This is a genomic window from Paraburkholderia nodosa DSM 21604, assembly GCF_000519185.1.
Taxonomy (GTDB): Bacteria; Pseudomonadota; Gammaproteobacteria; order Burkholderiales; family Burkholderiaceae; genus Paraburkholderia; species Paraburkholderia nodosa.
Genome location: NZ_JAFA01000033.1, coordinates 1 through 19,664, shown reverse-complemented (window position 1 = coordinate 19,664; position 19,664 = coordinate 1). Strand labels below are relative to the sequence as shown.

Here is a 19,664-nt window from a genome sequence, read left to right as displayed (position 1 = left end):
CCTTACATGTTCTGGTCCTTGATCACGCCGCCGTCGGTCGTCGCCATATCGCCCGTGATCTGGTTGAAGTGATAGAGCCGCCCGCCTTCGGACCTGGTGAACTGCGTGGCGTCGCTTTCCTTTGCGAACGAAACGAAGGTCTGACCCATCGCGCCATGCTTCCTGGAACCGACCACGTAGATCGCCTGCGTCGCGTCGATCCAGTGGCCCTCCGGGTGCCGCCAGTCGGCCGCGCCCATGTCCTGCACGTACATCGCTCTAATCTTGCGATCGTGTTCGGGGCGCAGATAGACCGAAAAGAGCCCGAGCGTGTCGCAGAAGAAATCGGCATGGCCGTCCGCGTAGAGCATCTGCGCCTTCGGCCCCGGGTATTCCTTGAGGCTCATGCCGTCGAGCACGCTCACCGTCGAATCGCTGATTTCATGCGGCGCGGGCAGCGCACGCGAATCGTTCTGGCAACCCGTTGCGAGCACGACCGTGACCACGGTGACCGCCATCGCGGCGATCGTCTTGAGGGAGTGTCGGTTCATCGATTGAATCTCCAGGCAGCGAGCCCGAGCGGCGCCGCGATCCAGGCGAGCATCACGGGGCCGAGAAAGAGCGGAACAGCAAGCCCGGTGGGAAACACGCTCACGAGGCCATACATCGTGCGCAGGTCTGCCGGGCCGAAGATGTTCAGAATGCGGAAGACGTCGGACGGATTGAGCATGAGCAGCAGCGGAAACAGCGGGCCGAGCGCGGCGCCGCCCGTGAGCACCAGCGCGCCGAGCAACAGCAGGTCGTACACGAGCACGAAGAAAAACCACAGCGCAATCGCCACGCCGCTCGCCGACGTGCGGCTCGTGCAAAACACCGACGCGCAGACCGCGAGGCTCAGGAAGACGCAGCCGAGCAGCACCGCGCTGACGACGAAGCCCGCGTATTGAAACCAGTCGGCGGCCGGCGCGCGCACGGCGATTACGACGCCGGCGAGACCGAAGCCCGCGAGCGTCGCGCAGGACAGCGCCGCGGCGAGCCCCACGTACTTGCCGAGCAGCAGTTCGACGCGTGTGACCGGATACGACAACAGCAGATTCAACGTGCCCCGCTCGCGCTCGCCAACGATCGCATCGAAGCCGAGTATCAGCGCGATCAGGGGAAGCAGATAAATCGTCAGGCTGACGAGACTGGCGATCAGCGCCTCGACGCCGTGAAAGCCGACGGCGCCCTGCGTGGCCGCGCCGAAGTACGAGGTCGCGAGCGTGAATATGCCAAACACGAGCGACACGGCGAGCACCCAGCGGTTGCGAATGCGGTCGCGGAACTCCTTGCCGGCAATCACGCGGATCTGCGTCCACGAAGAGCAAATGGCGAGGCTCATGCGTTCATCTCCGTGCAGCCGAGAAACACGTCTTCGAGCGACGGCTCGTGAATCTGCAGATCCGCGATCCGGCCAGCCAGCGGCGCCAACGCCGCAATGGCCACCATCTTCGCCTCGCGCGGGCACTCGAATACGATATGACGCCCGCGAATCGTCAGTTCGCCAAACGGTGCCCCGCGCACTGCTTCACCGATCGCGTGGGTGTCGTCCGAAAGCGCGACGACTTCGATGGAAAGCGGCAGGTTCGCTTCGCCGCGCAACGCGGACACACTGCCCGCCGCGCGGATGCGCCCGGCCTGCAGTATCGCGAGACGATCCACGCGCTGCTGGATCTCGGCCAGGATGTGCGAGGTGATGACGATGGTCGTCCCCGCTTGCTGACGGGTCTTCAGTGTTCGATAGAACTCGCGGATGCCTTCCGGATCGAGGCCGTTCGTCGGCTCGTCGAGAAACAGCAGCGACGGATCGCCCAGCAGCGCCTGCGCGAAACCGAGCCGCTGCTTCATCCCCTTCGAGTATTCGCGAACCTTGCGCTCAGCCGCGCCGGCGAGACCCACCTGTTCGAGAAGCGGCATGCATTCGGCTGCATCGGCGCCCTTCAGCCGCGCGAAAAAGCGCAGCGTCTCGAGCCCGCTCAGGTTGTCGTAGAGCACGACGTTCTCCGGCAGGTACCCGAGCCTGCGCTTGACAGCACGAAAGCGCGGACCGCCGGCGCATTCGCCGTCGACCTGCACACGTCCTTCGTCCGCAGAAAGAAGACCGAGCATGAGCTGGAACAGCGTGCTCTTGCCCGCGCCGTTGCGGCCAATGAGCCCGAACAGTTCGCCTTTGCGCACCGTCAGCTCGACACCGTCCAGCGCACGCAGCGCACCGAACGTCTTCGCCACGCCCGTGATTTCAATCATGCTGCCTCCCGACCCAGCTCGCCCACCCTGCGTGCGAAGGCTTCATGCGCGGCGCGTCGTCGACGACACTGGGCACGGCCACGAGCGGGAACTGCTGCGCGATCAGGCGCAGCGACTGCACGGCGGGACTGTTCATGAGCACCTTCACCGCCGGCACGCGCCAGGTGAGCCGGTCGACGAGATCGTTCGCTATATAGGGGATATCGCCGATGCCCCGGCCTCGCCTGTCCCAGCCGAAATAATTGCTCCAGTAGTTGCCGGGCCACGCGACGTCGCGCGCGGCAACGTAGCGGATCTGCTCCCGGTTGCCGATGAAGTCGTTGCCGGTCACGTCGTTATGGATCGAACCGCCCCACAGATGCACGCCGACGTTGTTGTCCACCACGAGGTTGCCGCGGATCGTGTTGTATTCGGCGTCGTAGATGAACAGGCCGCGCTGGTTCCCGGCGACCACGTTGTTTTCGACCACGGAGTCTTGCAGCGTGCGCAGCATGATGCCGTGGTCCGTATTGCCCCACACCCGGTTGTTCTTCACGACCTGGTTGCGCGACTCCATGATCGCGAGGCCGCCCCGGTTGTGATAGACCTCGTTGCCGTCCCAGACGTTGTAGTACGAGTTCATGTAATGCGTTCCGTAGCGGACGTCGTGTATCGAGTTGCCCTTGAAGAGCGCGTGCTGCGACACGTCGACGTAAATACCGTCACGCGAATAGCTGATGGTGTTTCCCACGATCTGCGCGCCCGTCGTGTTGTAGAGCTGGATGCCGTTGCCTCGATCGGGCGAGCGCAGGTCGCGCTTGCCGACGATCACGTTGTCGTGCACGCGCACGTCGGCCGAGTGTTCGATCCACATTCCGAACAGGTTGTAGACGAGTTCGCAGCGCTCGATCTCCGCGCGGTCCGAGCCGGGCTGCACATAGACACCCGCGTTCTGTGCGGTCAGGTCCGCACCGCTGTTGACGATCGCAAGACCGCTGATCGTCACGTCCGGCGCCGCGATGCGGATGACGTCGCCCGCGTTGCGTCCATCGATCATCGGCCGGCCGATTCCGCGCAGCGTGAGGCGCTTGCCGATCTTGAGGTTCTCTTCGTAGCGGCCGCCGTAGACCACGACCGTGTCGCCCGGCCGGGCCGCATCGATCGCCGAACCTACCCGCTCGCCGGGATGCACGGTAAGCGTGGCGGCAGCGACCGTGCGCATCAGCAGTATGGCAAGCGCGGGCACCGCAACAAGTGGAAACTCCAGCATTCTGGACTGCCAACGATAGAAGTTTTTCGAGGTTCAAACGAGGTCCGTGTGGCGAACCGGGAAACGCACACTGCGCCCGGTTCGCCCACGCCTTCGCTACTGCGTTGACGCTCTATGCCTGCACGAGCATTCGCGAGCGCATTTCAAGGTGCAACGCGTGGCAGAAGTTCGTGCAGTAGCACCAGTACACGCCCGGTTTGTCCGCGATGAACGTGACGGACTGGGTTTGCTGCGGATGGACGACGAAATTGATGTTGTAGAACGGAATGGCAAAGCCGTGCGTGAGATCCTCGACCTTGTCCAGATTCGTCAGGATGATCGTGACTTCGTCGCCCTTCTTCACCGTCCACTCACGCAGGCCGAAGACGGGCGCCTGGGAGGTCAGATACACCGTGACCTTCCGGCCCTGGCGCTCGACGCGGCAGTCCTTCGCGGTCTTCACGGCAAGCGGAAATTCGTTCAGATCGTAAATCTGCCGCGTCTTGATGATGTCCCGGCGCACCATGATCGAGTCGTGCGGTTCCGGATAGAGCGGATGGTCGCCTACGACCACCATTTTCTCGCCGCTGATATCGATCAGTTGCGAACTGTCCGGGTGCAGCGGCCCGACGGGCAAATACCGGTCTTTCGAAAATTTGTTATCGGAGATGAAGTACTGGCCGTCCGGCTCCCTCGTCTCGCCCATCGAGGTGAATCCGTGCCCCGGCTGATAGTGGACGTCGACGCGATCGACAACGACCTTCGCGTCCTTGTCGCCCTTGTATGCCTTCATCGCAGCGGCGAGGTCCCACTTGACGATCTGGCTGTCGAGGAAGAGCGTGGTGTAGACGAAGCCTTTGCCGTCGAACCCGGTATGCAGCGGCCCAAGACCGATTTCGGGTTCGGCGACGACTGCATCGCGCGGATCCTTGAATTCGCCGTCGAACCACTTGAGCATCAGTTCGTGCGAAATCACGGTTGCGGTCGGCGACAGCTTGCCTGCACACGCATAGTATTTGCCGTCCGGCGAAATGTTCACGCCGTGCGGGTTCTTCGGCACGGGCACATAGCACGTGAGCGCGGTTTTTGGGTCCGCGCTGGCCTCGTGCGTACCGTCGACCACGGGCACCGTCGAGTTGCCGATGTGGGTGAACTTGCCGGCCTTCACGGCGGCTTCGATGCGCGCGATGTTGAAGAACACGCAGGCGTCGCGCTCGGCCGACATCATGTCTTCGTAGTGCACGCCGTTTTCAGTGTTGTACTGATTCGAACAGGCAAGCTTGCCGTCATACGACGTCGCGACAAGGTCCATGTTGCCGTCGACCTTCACCTGCCAGCGCGGCTGCATCGTCTTCGCATCGATGCAGGTGAACAGACAGAAATACTTCTTCGGATCATTCAGATCGCGGCCGTCGTTGGGCTGCGGCGTATGAAATTCGGCGCCGCAGAAGACGCGGGTCGTCGAATTGATCTTTTCGTCCAGCGGGTCGCGCTTGTCCGGAAAGATGCCGTGAAAGCCCTGGACGTTCGGCAATTGCGTGATCGCGTCGCACTCCATCGTGTCGAGACGCACGCGCGCGACGCGCGCGTTGATCTTGTCGTTCACGAAAATGTACCGGCCGTCGTAGACGCCGTCGGTGTACGACATGTGAACGTGGTGCGTGTCGCCGGTTATGTAGTTCAGCTGGCCGTTCGGTCGCGTACCGATGATCTTTCGCGATTCGTTCGTGATGCCCCAACCCGACATGCAATCGATGTTGAACACCGGAACGCGCCGGATCTCGCGCCCGGAGGGCAGGCCATGCACCCGTAGGTCGCCCGAGTGCCCGCCGCTCGAAAAGCCGTAGTACGTATCGAGCTTGCCCGGATGCACCTCGTACTTGTTCCAATCGATGGCAGGAGTGGCGCTCGCGCCGCTTGCGCCGCTGCCCGCGTTGCCCGTTGCCGCTGCAGTGGTTTCGCCGCCGCCCTTGTTGCACGCAGCCAGTCCGAGCGACAGGCTCGCGCCCGCCAGTCCCGCGACCGCAGAGGAAGCAAGGAACCTGCGACGCCCCGTGTCTTGTGGAGTTACGGTCTTTCCAGATTCTTCTTTTGAAATTGTCATCACGCTCTCGCTCGTCAATTCGTTTCAACGTCGACAAATCACCTCGAAACCCACGGAACAAGTCCGTTCGCTCCGAATTCAATCGCTACTATTAAAAATCTGAAAATTGATAAATCGCATTTTCCATTCCCCCGAAATAAGACACTGTTTATCGTTCGTTGCGACGCATATTTCTAATTCATCTTCAGTTCGTTTCCGACCTGAACACCTGTTTTCAGTCGGATAGTTTGGCGCGCCGCTCGCGAATGCGACTTGATTTATATTAAAAAGAAGTACGCGACATACGTAATTCCGTACCCATGCGGCGATCGGACGCGAGGGCCCGTGCAGCCTGCGTCAAAACGTCCAATTTGACACGATTCAAACGTGTTGATAATCAAAAAAAACACAATGGCAATCGCCACACGCGATGAATCTCCATTCTGCGCGGATGGATATTGTCTGGAGTACTGGAAAATTGTTCATTTACCGAAAAATCATCCTGATTTCGCTGCTCTTTATCGCAGCCATTGCCGCTGGATTCGGGCTAACGCTCAGAACGCCGGAAGTCTATGTTCAGGGCACTTATGTTTTCGGCACTCGCGTGCAACTGGCGCTTTACGGCGTGCCGCTCGAGCAGGCGCAGCAGGACGCCGACGCAGTCTTCGCGCACTTCCAGGCCATGCATCGTTCGATGCACGCCTGGCAGCCGTCGGAACTCACGCAACTTAACCAAAGCATCGCGGCAGGCGAGCCCTTCCAGGCATCGACGGAACTCGCGCAGATTCTGCGCGCGGCGCAGCAGCTGTCACTCGAAACGCGCGGGCTTTTCGACCCCGCTATTGGCAGGCTCATTCGGCTATGGGGTTTTCAGGCCGATCAATTCGACGTCAAGCCGCCATCGCGCGAAGCGGTTGAGCGCGAGACGGCGCTACGCCCGCGTATCGCGGACCTCACGATTTCGCCCACTGGCGTCGTCACGAGCAGCAATCGCGCGGTCGCAATCGACTTCGGCGGATACGCCAAGGGTTGGTCGCTGGACGATGCCGCCGCGATCCTGAAGCAGCGCGGCGTCGAAAACGCATTGATCGACGTGGGGGGCAATCTGCTCGCAATGGGCAGCAAAGGCGGCACGCCCTGGCAGGTCGGCATCCAGGACCCGCGCAAGGCCGGCGCGCTCGCGACACTCGACCTGCGCGACGGCGAGGCGATCGGCACGAGCGGCGACTACCGGCGCTTTTTCGAATCCAACGGCGTGCGCTACTGCCACATTCTCGATCCGCGCAGCGGCTTTCCGGCCACGCAAAGCGAGTCGGTGACCGTGCTCGTGAAGCCCGGTCCGCATGCCGGCGCGTTGTCCGATGGCGCAAGCAAGCCACCGTTCATCGCCGGTTCTGCGCAGGCGATGGCGCTGGCGCGCAAGGTCGGCGTCGAGGCCGTGCTGCTGGTGGACGCGCAAGGGCGCGTGTGGGCGTCCGCGCCCATGGCGGCGCGGCTGCGCTTTACGGATCCGTCGCTGCGCCCCGCGCAGCTGGATTGAACGGCCTTCGCCATGACGAACGCACCCGGCATCGATCTGCGCAACGTGAGCGTCAGCCGCGGTGGGCGCGCGATCCTCAACGACGTCAACATGACGGTCGCAGGCGCCGGGCTCGTGGCCATCGTCGGCTTCAACGGCGCGGGCAAGACGACACTGCTCTCGCTTCTCGCCACGCTCGCTACGCCCCACAGCGGGCGCATTTTCGTCGACGGTATCGACGCCGTTGCCATGCCGGATCAGGTCCGCTCGAGAATCGGTGTCGTGTTTCAGGAGTCCGCGCTGGAACCGCGTTTGAGCGCGTACGACAACCTGAGCTTCATCGCGCGCTGCCAGGGGTTGAAGGGCCGTTCGGTCCGGCAGCGTATCGACGAGCTGGTGACGGCGTTCGGACTCGAAGCGCTCGCGGCGGCACCTGTCCACTGTCTTTCGGGCGGCCAGCGAAGGCGGCTCGAACTTGCGCGCGCACTCATCTCGCGGCCACCCGTGCTGTTGCTCGATGAACCCACGCTGGGCCTCGATGTCGCCGCGCGCCATGTGTTCTGGGCGGAAATCAGAACGCTCGTTGGTGCGGGCCATACCGTGCTGTGCTCGACGCACCACGCCGACGAAGCGAGCGACGCCGATCGCGTCGTCGTGCTGCATCAAGGCGGCGTGCTCGCGGATGGCCCATGGCGAGAGCTATGTGCACACGTTCCCGGCACGATCCGGCTGCAGGTGCCGGACATTGAAACGGCGCACCGCTGGCTCTGGGCGCAGGGTTATGCGGCGACGATCGACGAACACGGCATCGCCGTGCCGGTCGCCGATCCGCAGGCCGCGTTGCCTGGTCTGCTGCAACGCATGCCGTGCCGGGTCTCGAGCGTGGACGTCACCGCACCCAACCTGATGGACGTCGTGGACCACTGGAACGACGCGCGCGAAAACGAGCCATGCCACCTGGCCGAAAAGGCAGCCGCATGAGCAACGTACTGGCGATCATCTGGTTCGACCTGAAGCGATTCTGGGCGTCGCCGCTGCGGATCCTGTTCGGCCTCACGCAGCCGCTGCTGTATCTGTTCGTTCTCGGCGCAGCGCTCAGGAGCGGCACCTATGCGGAGGTCAGTGGATACCAGGCGTATATCTTTCCGGGCGTCGTCGGCCTTTCGTTGATGTACACGGCGATCTCGGCCGCGGTCGGCATCGTGCACGACCGGCAAACGGGCCTGCTGAACGCCTTGCTGGTGTCTCCCGTGAAGCGCGCCGAAATCGCCGCGGGCAAGATCGGCGCAGGCGCGACGCTGGCCTGGGTGCAAAGCGCGCTCCTGCTGCCGTTCTCGCCGACCATCGGAATCGGTCTCACGGCGCCGCGCCTCGCGCTCCTCATCCTCGTCATGGCGCTTGCCGCCCTCGCATTTTCCGCACTCGGTCTCGCGCTCGCACTGCCGTTCCGGTCAGTGATCGTCTTTCCGGTTGTCTCGAACACGCTGCTACTGCCGATGTTCTTCCTCTCAGGCGCGCTCTATCCGCTCGATCTCGCGCCGGACTGGATCCGGCTTGCCGCCGTCTTCGATCCCGCCGCCTACGGTGTCGACTTGATGCGCGGCGTGTTGACGACCCAGTTTGTGATCGCACCAGAGCGCTCGCTTGCCACGCTCGCGGCGTGTCTGTGCGCTGCGGGCTGGCTCGTCGTGCGCCACATCAGTCGGCGCGACGCATAGCAACCTTGATGAATTAAAGGAGATTTCCATGGGTGAATTCAGTGTCTGGCACTGGCTTGTCGTCTTGCTGATCGTCGCGATGGTATTCGGCACGAAGAAGCTGCGCCATATCGGCGGCGATCTGGGCGGTGCCGTCAAGGGTTTCAAGGAAGGTATGCGGGAAGTCGAGGCGCGGCCGGCACTCGCTCAGGATGCCGAACTACCGTCGCCAACCCTTGTCGATGTCAACGCTACGGAGAAAGCATGTCGCACGCAGGAGCAACGATGAAACGCGGCGCAAAGTGGCGGGCACGACTCTGGCGCCCTCGAGAGCGTGCAACATGAGCCCCGTACGCGGACGCTTTCACGTACCGTGCATTTGGGAAACGCACCACGTGACGCCTCTGGTTCATCTGAGGAAGCTCAATCAGAAGCCGTTGTCGTGCGGCCCGATCCCGGCGAGAGGCAGCTACTACCACCTGGAGGCGATGCCGCGCACCGGTGGCAGCGCCATCACGCTCGTTTCCGAGCGTCATTGTGCGGAAAAGCTGCTTCGGCGCCTCGGAAGAGATCCGCTGCCCGTTTTTGACCCAATCGCGCAGTCGCTTGCGAATGCCGGTGCAGCTCCTGTCTCCCGATTGCGCATGAGCGCACTCAACGCAGACCTGTTCGACGCGATTCACATGCTCTGCATCGTGAGAGGGGCGGTGCCGCGAAACGGCGTAACGCGCACACTGGCGGCGCTGCGCCGCAACCCGGATGCGCTCGTACAGCGTCACGAAATCGTCAGGTTCGCGCAGGCATTGGAAAACGGCGGCCAATCGCTCATGCAGGCCATCGATCTGCTGCGCAAATCCAACCCACGCCTGCGGGAATTTACGTTCGATTTTCTGCGCGCGCGGATGATACGGGAAGGCTTGCCCATCTACCTTTGATTCTGTCTGCGGCATGGTCTGGCCCTCTCGGGAAAACCACCCAAACCGGCGTACATTGCTGTTCGCGCCCCCTAAGAGACCGCGAAACCTCGCTAAATCACCGGATTAAAAGGTATTTATCCGCCAATCCCTTTTTTCGCGTGCCGCCCAACGCAGGCATAATTCGAAAGGAGCAGCGCAATTAAAAGGGTCGTTTTCGTATTCCTGACTATCCATGGACTACGCAAGGCGAGACGTTCGAGCGCCTCCAGTCCCACGATAGATTATCTGGCGCCGTCACGGCGGCGCCGGGCAGGAATGGATTCATGAAACCGGCAAGGAATTCGCGGTGGTCACGCTTTGGCCGATACGTGGCGTTGGGTGTATGCGCGGCCGCGCTCGCGGCGACGGCTGGCTTTTTCTACTGGCGGCATGAAGCGAATCTTGCGCAGTCCCAGCCGGCTGCGCTTACGGGTGTCGCCAGCGAAATGCGGCATGACGCGTCGCCATGGACGAAGCGCGAGAAAGACGCCTCGGAATTGCTGCGCGATATTCGCGACCGCGATGTCGCCGCAATCGGCGTGAGCCGCGAAGCGATTCTCGTCTCGACGATCAAGGGCGAAAAGTATTATGTGGCCGATCATAATGGCGCGTTCGCGAACGCCCTGCTGCTCGGCGATCTGAAGCCGGGGGCGACGCCAACCTGGCAACTCGTCTGGTTGCCGCACGCCGATGTGCGCATCGGCGCCGAGCGTTGGACAGAAGCCCTCGACCACCTGCGCGACGCGCTCAGTCTGCTGCTCCCCGTGCTGATGCTAGGCGGCCTGCTGTGGTTCATGCGCCGTGAAATGGGCGGCGGCGCGCAATTACTTGGCGAATCGCCTGCTTTGCGCTTCGACGACGTGATCGGCGCGGGCGAAGCGAAAGCCGCGCTCGCCGACGTGCGCGCGTGGCTCACCGAGCCGGCGCAGTTCACGAGCATGGGCGTGCGTGCGCCATGCGGCGTGCTGATGACGGGTGGCCCGGGCGTCGGCAAGACGCGCCTCGCGCAGGCGCTTGCAGGCGAATGCGGTGCGAATTTCATCGCCATCACGGGCAGCTATTTCAGCGCGAAGTATTACGGCGTGGGCATCCAGAAGGTCAAGCGCCTGTTCGAGCTTGCGCGCAAGAACGCGCCCACGGTCATCTTCATCGACGAGGCGGACGGTCTCGGCAAGCGCACCGACACGGGCGGCGGCCCGGTCGAGGCGGAAAGCAACCGCATCATCAACCAGTTGCTCGCGGAGATGGACGGGTTCGAGTCGAACGAAGGCGTGATCATCGTCGCCGCGACCAATCACCCGGACAATCTCGACGAAGCGCTGCGCCGCCCCGGCCGTTTCGACCGCACGGTGCAGGTGCGTCTGCCCGATCTGGAGGATCGCGCAGAAATTCTGCGCTTCTACGCCGGCAATCTGAAGACGAAAGTCGACGACCTCGATTTCAACCAGCTCGCGCGCCTGACCACGGGCCTTTCGCCGGCCACGCTCTCGATGATCGTGAATCAGGCAGGTCTCGTTGCGCGCAAGGCCGGTAAGCAGGAAGTGGCCGCGGTGCATTTTCTCGAGGCGATCAAGATTGCGCGCATTGGCGACGTCAATGGCGCGGAGCGCGCGCTTTCGGATGACGAACGCACGCGCATTGCGATCCATGAAGCGGGACATGGCCTCGTCGCCGCCCTCCTCGGCACCGGCGTGCTCGAAGAAGTGACGATTTTGCCGCGTGGCGGCGCGTTGGGCGTGGCGCTGATCACGAAAATGCAGGACAAGTACCTGTATCGCGAGACGGAACTGCGCAACGAGATCCAGGTGCTGCTGGGCGGGCGCAATGCGGAACTGCTCATGTTCAGCGAAGCATCGAGCGGCGCGGCGCAGGATTTGCAGGAGGCCTCGCGCATCAGCCTCGACATGGTGTCGAAGCACGGCTTCAACGCGGATGGCAACCTGTTCAGCCTCGCGGCGCTGCCGCAGCAGGTCGCGGGCTTGCAGTTGAAGACCGCGATCGGGCACGCGAATGGGCTGCTGCACGAACTCAACGACGCGTGCTTCGCGTTGCTGCGTGCGAACGAGCCAGTGCTGCGCGCGATTGCCGATCAGTTGCTCGAGTCGGAGACGGTGGCCGGCGAGACGGTCTACCGCCTGATTCGCGAGCATGCGGCGGCCGTGGCGAGCACGCAGGCGGTGACCGAAGCGGCCGCCGCGTGAGCCGCTTGCACCGCCGTCATCGTTCAGGTCTTCAAGCCCTTTCGAGCGCCGCCATCGCCCTCACGATCACGAGCAGCACGGAAAGACTCACGCCGCTCGAGGCACGCAGTTCCGTCAGCAACTGCCCATAGCGCTCCAGCGCAGCCTCGTGCTGAGCGCACCACGCGTCCACCAGCGTTTGTGCGTCCGCGACATCGGCGCCTTGTGCAAGCACGTTCGTGGTGAGCGCGCGCTTGAGGTGCGCCACCTCGGCGAGCGCCGCCGCGCGCGCCATGGTGTCCCAATGCGTCGGCGTGGGCAGCGTCGCAGCACGCTCGCCAATCCAGCTGTAATTGAGCCGTGTGCCCAAGGCGAAGTACGCTGCCGCAACGCGCTCCAGCGGGCGGTCGCACGCCGCCGCCACATCGGCGATGTCCAGCAGTGCCACCGAAATATCTCCGCTCGCCACGCGCAGCGCGAGCGCGTTCTCGACGCCCGCCTTCACGAGCTCGCCCTGGCGTGCCGAAAGCGCTTCGAGATCCGCTTCGGGCAACAGCGTCGGCAATTGCGGCGCGAGGCGCTGCGCGGCGTCGCGGCAGCGCGCCAGCAGTGTGCTCATGCCATCGTTATCCACCGCGCCCGCCTGCAGATGCCGCAGGAACCATAGCGCCGCGCGTTCGAGCAGCCGCGCGATGTCGACGAACATGCGCGCCTGCACGTCGTCGGGCACGCGATTGTCGAGCCCGTCGATGGCGCGCCAGATGTCATTGAGGCCAAACACGTCGCGCGCCATGATGCACGCGCGCACGATTTCGCCGGGCTGCGCGTCGGTTTCCTCCATCAAACGGTGCACGAATGCGCAGCCCACGCGGTTCACGAGCGCGTTCGTCAGATGCGTCGCCAGAATTTCGCGCCGCAGCGGATGCCGCTGCATCGGCTCGCTAAAGCGCTGCTGCAGCGGCTGCGGGAAGTAGTCGATCAGCAAGTCCGCGACGAGCGGGTCTTCCGGCACGGATGAGTCGAGCAACGCGTCGTAGAGCCACATCTTGCTGTAAGCGAGCAGCACGGCGCGCTCTGGCGACGTAAGCCCGAGTTTCGCCACCTGGCGTTCGGCGATTTCGTCGTCGGTCGGCAGGAATTCGATATGGCGGTTCAGACGTCCCGCGCGTTCGAGCCAGCGCATGAGGCGCGATTCGACGTCGAGCAGTTCGACGGCGTAGCGGCCCGCGATCGAAAGCGCCTGGGTCTGGTAGTAGTTGTCGCTCAGCACCAGCAGGCCGACTTCGTCGGTCATCTCCGCGAGCAAGGTGTTGCGCTGTTTCGTCGTCATCTCGCCGTCGGCCACCACGAGTCCGAGCAGGATCTTGATATTCACTTCGTGGTCCGAACAATCTACGCCGGCTGAGTTGTCGATCGCATCCGTGTTGATGTGGCCGCCGTGCTGCGCGAACTCGATGCGCCCGAACTGCGTGACGCCGAGATTGCCGCCCTCGCCCACGACCTTGCAGCGCAGTTCCGAGCCGTTCACGCGCACCGCGTCGTTGGCTTTGTCGCCGACTTGTGCGTTGGTCTCACGCGCGGCTTTCACATAAGTGCCAATGCCGCCGTTATAGAGCAAATCGACGTTCGCCAGCAGGATCGCGCGAATCAACTCGGTTGGCGAAAGCGCCGCCGCCTCGACGCCAAGCGCCGTTCGCACCGCGGCCGAGAGTGGAATCGTCTTCATGGTCCGCGCGAACACGCCGCCACCGGCCGAAATCGTGGCCGGATCGTAGTCGGCCCAGCTCGAGCGTTCGAGCGCGAAGAGCCGCGTGCGTTCCGCGAGGCTCACGGCCGTATCGGGATTGGGGTCGAGGAAAATATGGCGGTGATCGAAGGCTGCAACGAGCTTGATATGCGGCGAGAGCAGCATGCCGTTGCCGAACACGTCGCCCGACATGTCGCCAATGCCGACCACGGTGAAATCCGTGGCCTGCGTATCCACGCCCATTTCGCGGAAATGCCGCTTGACCGACTCCCACGCGCCGCGCGCCGTGATCGCCATCTTCTTGTGGTCGTAGCCCACGGAGCCGCCCGAGGCGAAAGCATCGTCGAGCCAGAAGCCGTATTCGGCGGATATCGCGTTCGCGTAGTCGGAGAACGTGGCGGTGCCCTTGTCGGCGGCCACGACGAGGTACGGGTCGTCGGGGTCGTGGCGCACGACATCGGGCGGCGGCACGATCGCATTGTTCACGAGATTGTCGGTGAGATCGAGCAGGCCGCGCAGGAAGGTCTGATAGCACGCCACGCCCTCGCGCATCCATGCTTCGCGGTCGCTCGCCGGCGGCGGATTCTTCACGACAAAACCGCCCTTCGATCCCACCGGCACGATCACGACGTTCTTCACCATCTGGGCTTTCATCAGACCCAGCACTTCGGTGCGGAAGTCTTCGCGGCGATCCGACCAGCGCAGGCCGCCGCGCGCGACACGTCCGCCGCGCAAATGCACGCCCTCCACGCGCGGCGAATAGACCCAGATCTCGAACATCGGCTTGGGTTCGGGCAGGCCAGGCACTTTCGACGGATCGAATTTGAACGAGAGCGAGGGCCGCTCTGCGCCATTGGCCTCGCGGCGGAAATAGTTCGTGCGCACCGTCGCATTGATCACGCCGAGAAACTGCCGCAGGATACGGTCTTCGTCGAGATTGGGCACCTGGTCGAGCGCGCTTTCAATGGCCTTGAGCATGAGCGCGGTGCGCTCTTCGCGTGCCTGTGAATCGCGTGGATCGAACCGGAGTACGAACAGCTCGACGAACTGCCGGGCGATTGCGGGATTGCCGGTTAGCGCACGCTCGATATAGGCGTCGCTGAATGTCGAGCCCACCTGGCGAAGATACTTTGCATAGGCGCGCAGAATCGTGACTTCGCGCGCGCTCAGATAGGCGCGCAGCACGAGCCGGTTGAAATCGTCGTTTTCGATGCGTGCATTCCAGACGCTTTCGAATGCGTCTTCGAACAGCCCCTTCACACGTTCGATGTCGAATTCGGCGTCGTCCGCGAGTTCGAGGCCGAAATCGTGGACCCAGGCAGGCGCGCAAGAAGGCGCCTCGATCACATAGGGCCGCTCTTCGTCCACGCGCACGCCGAGATGTTCCAGCATCGGCAGGCTGCGCGAGAGTGCAATCGCTTCGCCCGCGCAATAGACCTTGAAGCGGAACGTACGCGGCCCCGCCTCAATGGGCCGGTACAGATTCATCGCGATGCGCTGCGTTCCCTGCACGCGCTCGATCAGCTCGATGTCGCGTACCGCCGTGCGCGCCGGATAGTCGTCGCGATAGCCCGGTGGAAACGAATCGGCATAGCGATGCAACAGACTCGTGCCCTGCTCTTCGCCGAATGCGTCTAGCAGCGCATCCGCCAGATCGTCCTGCCAGCGCCGCGTGACCTGCACGAGCCGCGCTTCCAGTTCGTGCGTGTCGACTTCGGGCATCGTGGCGGGCTCGGCGTGCACGACAAAATGAATCCGCGCGATCGCCGACTCCGAAAGCAGCGGCGTGAACTCCACGGAAACGCCGTTGAAGGCGTCCACAAGCAGGTTTGCAATCCGCCGCCGCAGATCGGTGTTGTACTTGTCGCGCGAGACATACACGAGGCAGGAAACGAAGCGGTTGAAGCGGTCGCGCCGCACGAATAGCCGCGTACGCTGGTGTTCCTGCAAGCGCAGCACACCGAGCGCGATGTCGAAAAGCTCGTCTTCGCTCGCCTGCAGCAGCTCGTCGCGCGGATAGGTTTCCAGCACCGTCACCAGCGATTTGCCGAGATGGCCTTTCGGCAGAAACCCCGCGCGCCGCACGATATTCGCGCATTTGCGCCGCACGATCGGGATTTCGGCGGTGGAGACCATATAGGCGGTCGAGGTGTAGAGGCCCACGAAGCGGCGCTCGCCGCACACCTTGCCATCCGCGCCGACCAGCTTTACCCCAACATAGTCGAGATAGCCGGGCCGGTGCACCGTGGCGCGCGAGTTCGCTTTCGTCAGGAAAATGGGCCACGCGCCGCTGATGATGTCTACGGCCGCGGGCGGCAACGGCGTGATGTCGGGCGTGCCCGGCGCGCGCAGCGATTCGCGCAGAATGCCAAGGCCCGAGCCTTCCACGCCGCGCAGGGCGTAGCCGCCGTCATGCGCAACCAGCGCGTAATCGCGCTGGCCGAGGAAGGTGAAATGGTCGGCCACCATCCATTCGAGGAACGCGCGAGCTTCGATGTCCTCTGCGCTCGTTTCGCGCGCTTTCATCGTCTTGATGGTGGTGCGCGCGGCCTCGAGCAGGTTCGGCCAATCTTCCACGGACGCCCGCACGTCGCCAAGCACCTTGGCGATGTCGCTGCGCAGTTCGTCGAGCTTTGCTGCGTCGCCGCAGCGGTCCACCTCGAAATGGATGAACGAGGCGAGTTGCGATTGCCCGTCGCCGGCGCTAGCGCCGCCCTCGTCCACACGCTCGATCGTGCCGTCCTTGCCGCGCCAGATCCGGAATACGGGGTGCAGCGCGGAATGCAGGGCGAGGCCCAGACGGTTGACGGCCATGGAAACCGAATCGACGAGAAACGGCATGTCGTCGTTCACGATTTCGATGACCGTATGGTCTGAATGCCAACCATGCTGTTCGAGGATCGGGTTGTAGACCTGCATGCGCTCGCTGCCCGGCACGAAGCGCTGCGCGGTTCGCCAGTGCGCCATGGCGGCGCCGTAGAGGTCGGCGATGCCGCGGCTGCGCAGATCTTCGGCGTCGGCGAAATCGTAGTAGTGCCGCAGGAATGGCTCGACGATCTGGAATGTCGGCTCGGGCAAGCGCGCCCGCGCAAATTCCATGACGTCGGAGAGCAGATGGGCGACGAATTCTTCGTTCCTCGCAAGCATGACGAACTCCTTGGCGGATAGTCATCGACTGCATCGGCGGTTCAGTCATTATGCACCGGCAAGGTGATCGAACGATGAATGCGTGCGCACGTGCTGCCTCTCGGTGAGGCGCTGCGGTGCAATGCGGATGGTGGCGCAGAACTTGCTGGCTGCGAACGGCAGCTTCAACGCGCTGATGGCGCCGCTTTCGATGCGGAGTTGAACTGGGCGAGCAGCCAGGTCCGCAGCTTCTGGCTCGTCTCCCACCGGACGCTGGTCTGCGGGAGGACGACGTAATAACCTAGCGACAATGGCAACGAGAAATCGAACAGGCGTCGCAGCCTTCCGGCCGTGATATCGCGCTCGACGAGATGCTCACTCGTGAGCGCAATGCCCTGCCCCGCAATGGCGGCATCGATGGCGAGCGACGATTGACTGAAGTGCGGCCCTTTCAGCCCGCCCACATCGTTGGTGCAGCCCAGGGCGTTGAAAAATTCCGGCCACAGATCATGAGAATCGTGGAGCAGCACATAATTTTCCAGGTCCGCGATCGTGCGCACCGGGTGATCGGGCTTGAGCAGTTGCGGGCTGGCTACGGCGAACACCTGCAGCGGAAATAGCAGGTCGCTGACGAGACCTTTCGCGAACGGGGGCTTGCCGAGCCGCACCGCGATATCCACGCCGTCGGTCCTGAAGTTGCACAGCGCCGCGTCAGCAATGATCCGGACGTCGATTTCCGGGTGTTGCTCTCCAAATTCTGCCAGCCTGGGTATTAGCCATTTCGAAGCGAATGACGGCGTCGTGCTGATCGTAAGGGAGGTCGAGCGCAGGTTCAGTGCCGCGGTCGCGTCGGCGACGATCGTGAGCGCCCGCTGAACGGCAGCGAAGTAAGTCTGCCCCTCGGTTGTGAGAGCGAGACCCCGCGGCCCCCTCGCGAAAAGGGGCAAATTGAGGGCGTCCTCCAGCACCCGCACCTGTTGCGCGACGGCGCCTTGCGTGACGCCGAGCTCCGCGGACGCGAGGCGGAAATTGAGGTGCCGGGCGGACGCGTCGAAGGCGCGGAGCGCATTCAGCGGCGGCAAGTGGCGTGGCTTCAATGAATGCTTCAACGGGTAAATTGGCTAGTGGAAAACCGGCGATCAGCCCGCAGTGGTCCAGCAACGAGCCAGCAGAAATTTTATTGTCAGACTATAAGAATCATCATTCGACAATCAAGTCATAACGCCATACAGTTTCTACACGAAACCCATGTAGCGCAGCGCTGATGCGCTAAGTCTAATTCAAGGAGGGAGCACCATGGCAGTAGAAAAAGTAGCACTCGTCACGGCCGCCGGCAAGGGTATGGGCGCGGCGATCGCGCGCGAACTGGCAGCCAGCGGCTACCGTCTGGCCTTGATGTCACCCTCCGGCAGCGCGGCAGAACTCGCGAGAGAGCTTGGCGGATTCGGCTTTACGGGCTCGGTAACCGAGCCCGACTGTATCGACCGGTTCGTTCGCGAAACGCTCGAAAAGTATGGCCGCATCGACGCGGTGGTGAACAACACGGGGCATCCGCCGAAGGGCGATCTGCTTTCCATCGCAGACGAACAGTGGCACCTCGGGCTCGATCTCATCGTGCTCAACGTCGCTCGCGTGCTGCGTCGCGTGACGCCTGCGTTTCTCGAGCAAGGCGGCGGCGCGGTGGTGAATATTTCGAGCTTCGCCGCCGATGCGCCTGAGCAGACCATGCCTGTTTCTTCTGCGCTGCGCGCGGCGTTGAGTTCGTTCACGCGCCTTTATGCCGATCGCTACGCGAAGGACAATATTCGAATCAACTCCGTGCTGCCGGGGTTTATCGACAGCTGGCCCGAAACGCCCGAGATCGTCGCCCGCATTCCGGTTGGCCGCTTCGGGAAGACACAGGAGATCGCACAAACAGTCGCGTTCCTGTTGTCGGATGCCGCGGGGTACATCACGGGGCAAAACATCCGTGTCGATGGCGGCATCGTGCGTGCTCTGTAACGCGGCGAATATGGATCAGATCGTCGATGAGGTCTGGGCACGCCTGCACGCGGGCGCCAATGCGGGCAAGGAGCGCTCGCCCTTCACGATGCTGCAGGTCGCGACGATCGCGCTAGACGGTGCGCCTGCCGTGCGGACCGTCGTGTTGCGCCGTGTCTCTCGCGAGGAGCGCTCAGTCATGTTTCATACTGACGTGCGGTCTACGAAGGTGGCCGAACTGAGGCGCGACCCGCGCATATCGCTCGTCGGCTGTGATCTCGACGGTGGGATCCAGATAAGGCTGCACGGCGTTGCGAGAATCGTCGAGACGCCCCCGGAAACGAGGGCGGTCTGGAGCTCGAGCAGACCCCGGACGTTGATCGTCTATCGCACGCCGCTCGCACCTGCGACACCGGTTGCGTCACCTGTTGAGGCACATGCAGCGACGCACGCCGGAGATCCCGACTCATCGGCAGGATTCGAAAACTTTTGCCTGATTGATGTGACCGTATCGAGAATTGACTACCTCGATCTGAATCCCGCAGGGCATAGGCGGGCCAGTCTGGTGTTTGAGGAAGGGAAATGGCGCGGCACCTGGCTGGCGCCTTGAATTGGCGAGCTGCTTTTTATTTTTTAGAGCGCCCAAACGCCAGAACCCCGGTGCTCTCTGGGAGACACCGGGGTTCTGGACGTTACAGCATAAGGAGCCTGACGATTACCTACTTTCACACGGGCAATCCGCACTATCATCGGCGTGGAGCTGTTTCACGGTCCTGTTCGGGATGGGAAGGGGTGGGACCAGCTCGCTATGGTCATCAGGCTTGACGGGTTGCTGCGTCGCGGTGTTATCGCGCCACAGCCAATCGGGAAGAAGCGTAAAGAG

General features: G+C 63.0%; 15 protein-coding genes and 1 rRNA gene. 8 read left to right on the top strand and 8 right to left on the bottom strand.

Annotated features, from left to right (window positions below; translation table 11 throughout):
* Positions 1-2: 2 nt before the first annotated feature.
* From A3CW_RS0133530 to nosZ, 5 genes are all read right to left on the bottom strand, one after another.
* Complete coding sequence (locus A3CW_RS0133530) at positions 3-530, bottom strand: nitrous oxide reductase accessory protein NosL (protein ID WP_028207465.1); 528 nt, start codon at positions 528-530, stop codon at positions 3-5.
* The gene (locus tag A3CW_RS0133525; RefSeq protein ID WP_028207464.1) at positions 527-1,360 is read right to left on the bottom strand and encodes an ABC transporter permease; all 834 of its coding nucleotides are present in this window, start codon (positions 1,358-1,360) and stop codon (positions 527-529) included. The genes A3CW_RS0133530 and A3CW_RS0133525 overlap by 4 nt, the downstream gene beginning before the upstream one ends.
* Complete coding sequence (locus A3CW_RS0133520) at positions 1,357-2,265, bottom strand: ABC transporter ATP-binding protein (protein ID WP_028207463.1); 909 nt, start codon at positions 2,263-2,265, stop codon at positions 1,357-1,359. The genes A3CW_RS0133525 and A3CW_RS0133520 overlap by 4 nt, the downstream gene beginning before the upstream one ends.
* Positions 2,258-3,514 (bottom strand): nitrous oxide reductase family maturation protein NosD, encoded by a 1,257-nt coding sequence (locus A3CW_RS0133515; protein WP_028207462.1) that lies wholly within the window; start codon positions 3,512-3,514, stop codon positions 2,258-2,260. Before A3CW_RS0133515 ends, A3CW_RS0133520 begins: the two co-directional genes overlap by 8 nt.
* Before the next feature lie 112 nt (positions 3,515-3,626).
* Positions 3,627-5,597 (bottom strand): TAT-dependent nitrous-oxide reductase, encoded by a 1,971-nt coding sequence (nosZ, locus tag A3CW_RS0133510; RefSeq protein WP_028207461.1) that lies wholly within the window; start codon positions 5,595-5,597, stop codon positions 3,627-3,629.
* Between the two features lie 475 nt (positions 5,598-6,072).
* Between nosZ and A3CW_RS0133505 the strand changes: the two genes are divergently transcribed.
* The 6 genes from A3CW_RS0133505 to A3CW_RS0133480 all read left to right on the top strand — a co-directional run bounded on the left by A3CW_RS0133505 (position 6,073) and on the right by A3CW_RS0133480 (position 11,949).
* Positions 6,073-7,116 carry an FAD:protein FMN transferase gene (locus A3CW_RS0133505; RefSeq protein WP_245623819.1) on the top strand — a complete coding sequence of 348 codons (1,044 nt, stop codon included), beginning with the start codon at positions 6,073-6,075 and terminating at the stop codon, positions 7,114-7,116.
* 12 nt (positions 7,117-7,128) lie between these two features.
* Positions 7,129-8,076: a heme ABC exporter ATP-binding protein CcmA gene (gene ccmA, locus A3CW_RS48365; RefSeq protein ID WP_051481880.1), complete on the top strand. Its 948-nt coding sequence runs from the start codon at positions 7,129-7,131 to the stop codon at positions 8,074-8,076.
* Entirely contained in the window at positions 8,073-8,813 is a 741-nt protein-coding gene (locus A3CW_RS0133495) for an ABC transporter permease (protein WP_028207459.1), read from the top strand. Before ccmA ends, A3CW_RS0133495 begins: the two co-directional genes overlap by 4 nt.
* Before the next feature lie 28 nt (positions 8,814-8,841).
* Positions 8,842-9,081 carry a Sec-independent protein translocase subunit TatA gene (tatA, locus tag A3CW_RS0133490; protein WP_028207458.1) on the top strand — a complete coding sequence of 80 codons (240 nt, stop codon included), beginning with the start codon at positions 8,842-8,844 and terminating at the stop codon, positions 9,079-9,081.
* Positions 9,082-9,187: 106 nt separating this feature from the next.
* Positions 9,188-9,727: a hypothetical protein gene (locus tag A3CW_RS0133485; RefSeq protein WP_161782963.1), complete on the top strand. Its 540-nt coding sequence runs from the start codon at positions 9,188-9,190 to the stop codon at positions 9,725-9,727.
* 305 nt (positions 9,728-10,032) lie between these two features.
* On the top strand, positions 10,033-11,949 hold the full coding sequence (locus A3CW_RS0133480) for an AAA family ATPase (protein WP_028207456.1): 1,917 nt from the start codon (positions 10,033-10,035) through the stop codon (positions 11,947-11,949).
* A 31-nt stretch (positions 11,950-11,980) separates the two neighbouring features.
* Here A3CW_RS0133480 and A3CW_RS0133475 read toward each other — a convergent pair whose 3' ends face one another.
* A complete protein-coding gene (locus tag A3CW_RS0133475) occupies positions 11,981-16,822 on the bottom strand; it encodes an NAD-glutamate dehydrogenase (protein WP_028207455.1) in 4,842 nt (1,613 codons plus the stop codon).
* Positions 16,823-16,986: 164 nt separating this feature from the next.
* Complete coding sequence (gene gcvA / locus A3CW_RS0133465; RefSeq protein ID WP_028207454.1) at positions 16,987-17,910, bottom strand: transcriptional regulator GcvA; 924 nt, start codon at positions 17,908-17,910, stop codon at positions 16,987-16,989.
* A gap of 187 nt (positions 17,911-18,097) precedes the next feature.
* Between gcvA and A3CW_RS0133460 the strand changes: the two genes are divergently transcribed.
* Both A3CW_RS0133460 and A3CW_RS0133455 read left to right on the top strand, forming a co-directional pair.
* Positions 18,098-18,802, top strand: a complete 705-nt coding sequence (locus A3CW_RS0133460) for an SDR family oxidoreductase (RefSeq protein ID WP_028207453.1) — start codon at positions 18,098-18,100, stop codon at positions 18,800-18,802.
* Positions 18,803-18,812: 10 nt separating this feature from the next.
* A complete protein-coding gene (locus tag A3CW_RS0133455; RefSeq protein WP_028207452.1) occupies positions 18,813-19,391 on the top strand; it encodes a pyridoxamine 5'-phosphate oxidase family protein in 579 nt (192 codons plus the stop codon).
* 96 nt (positions 19,392-19,487) lie between these two features.
* On the opposite strand, the gene rrf is transcribed toward A3CW_RS0133455, so the two are convergent.
* Positions 19,488-19,601: ribosomal RNA gene (gene rrf, locus A3CW_RS0133450) — 5S ribosomal RNA — on the bottom strand.
* Positions 19,602-19,664: the final 63 nt, after the last annotated feature.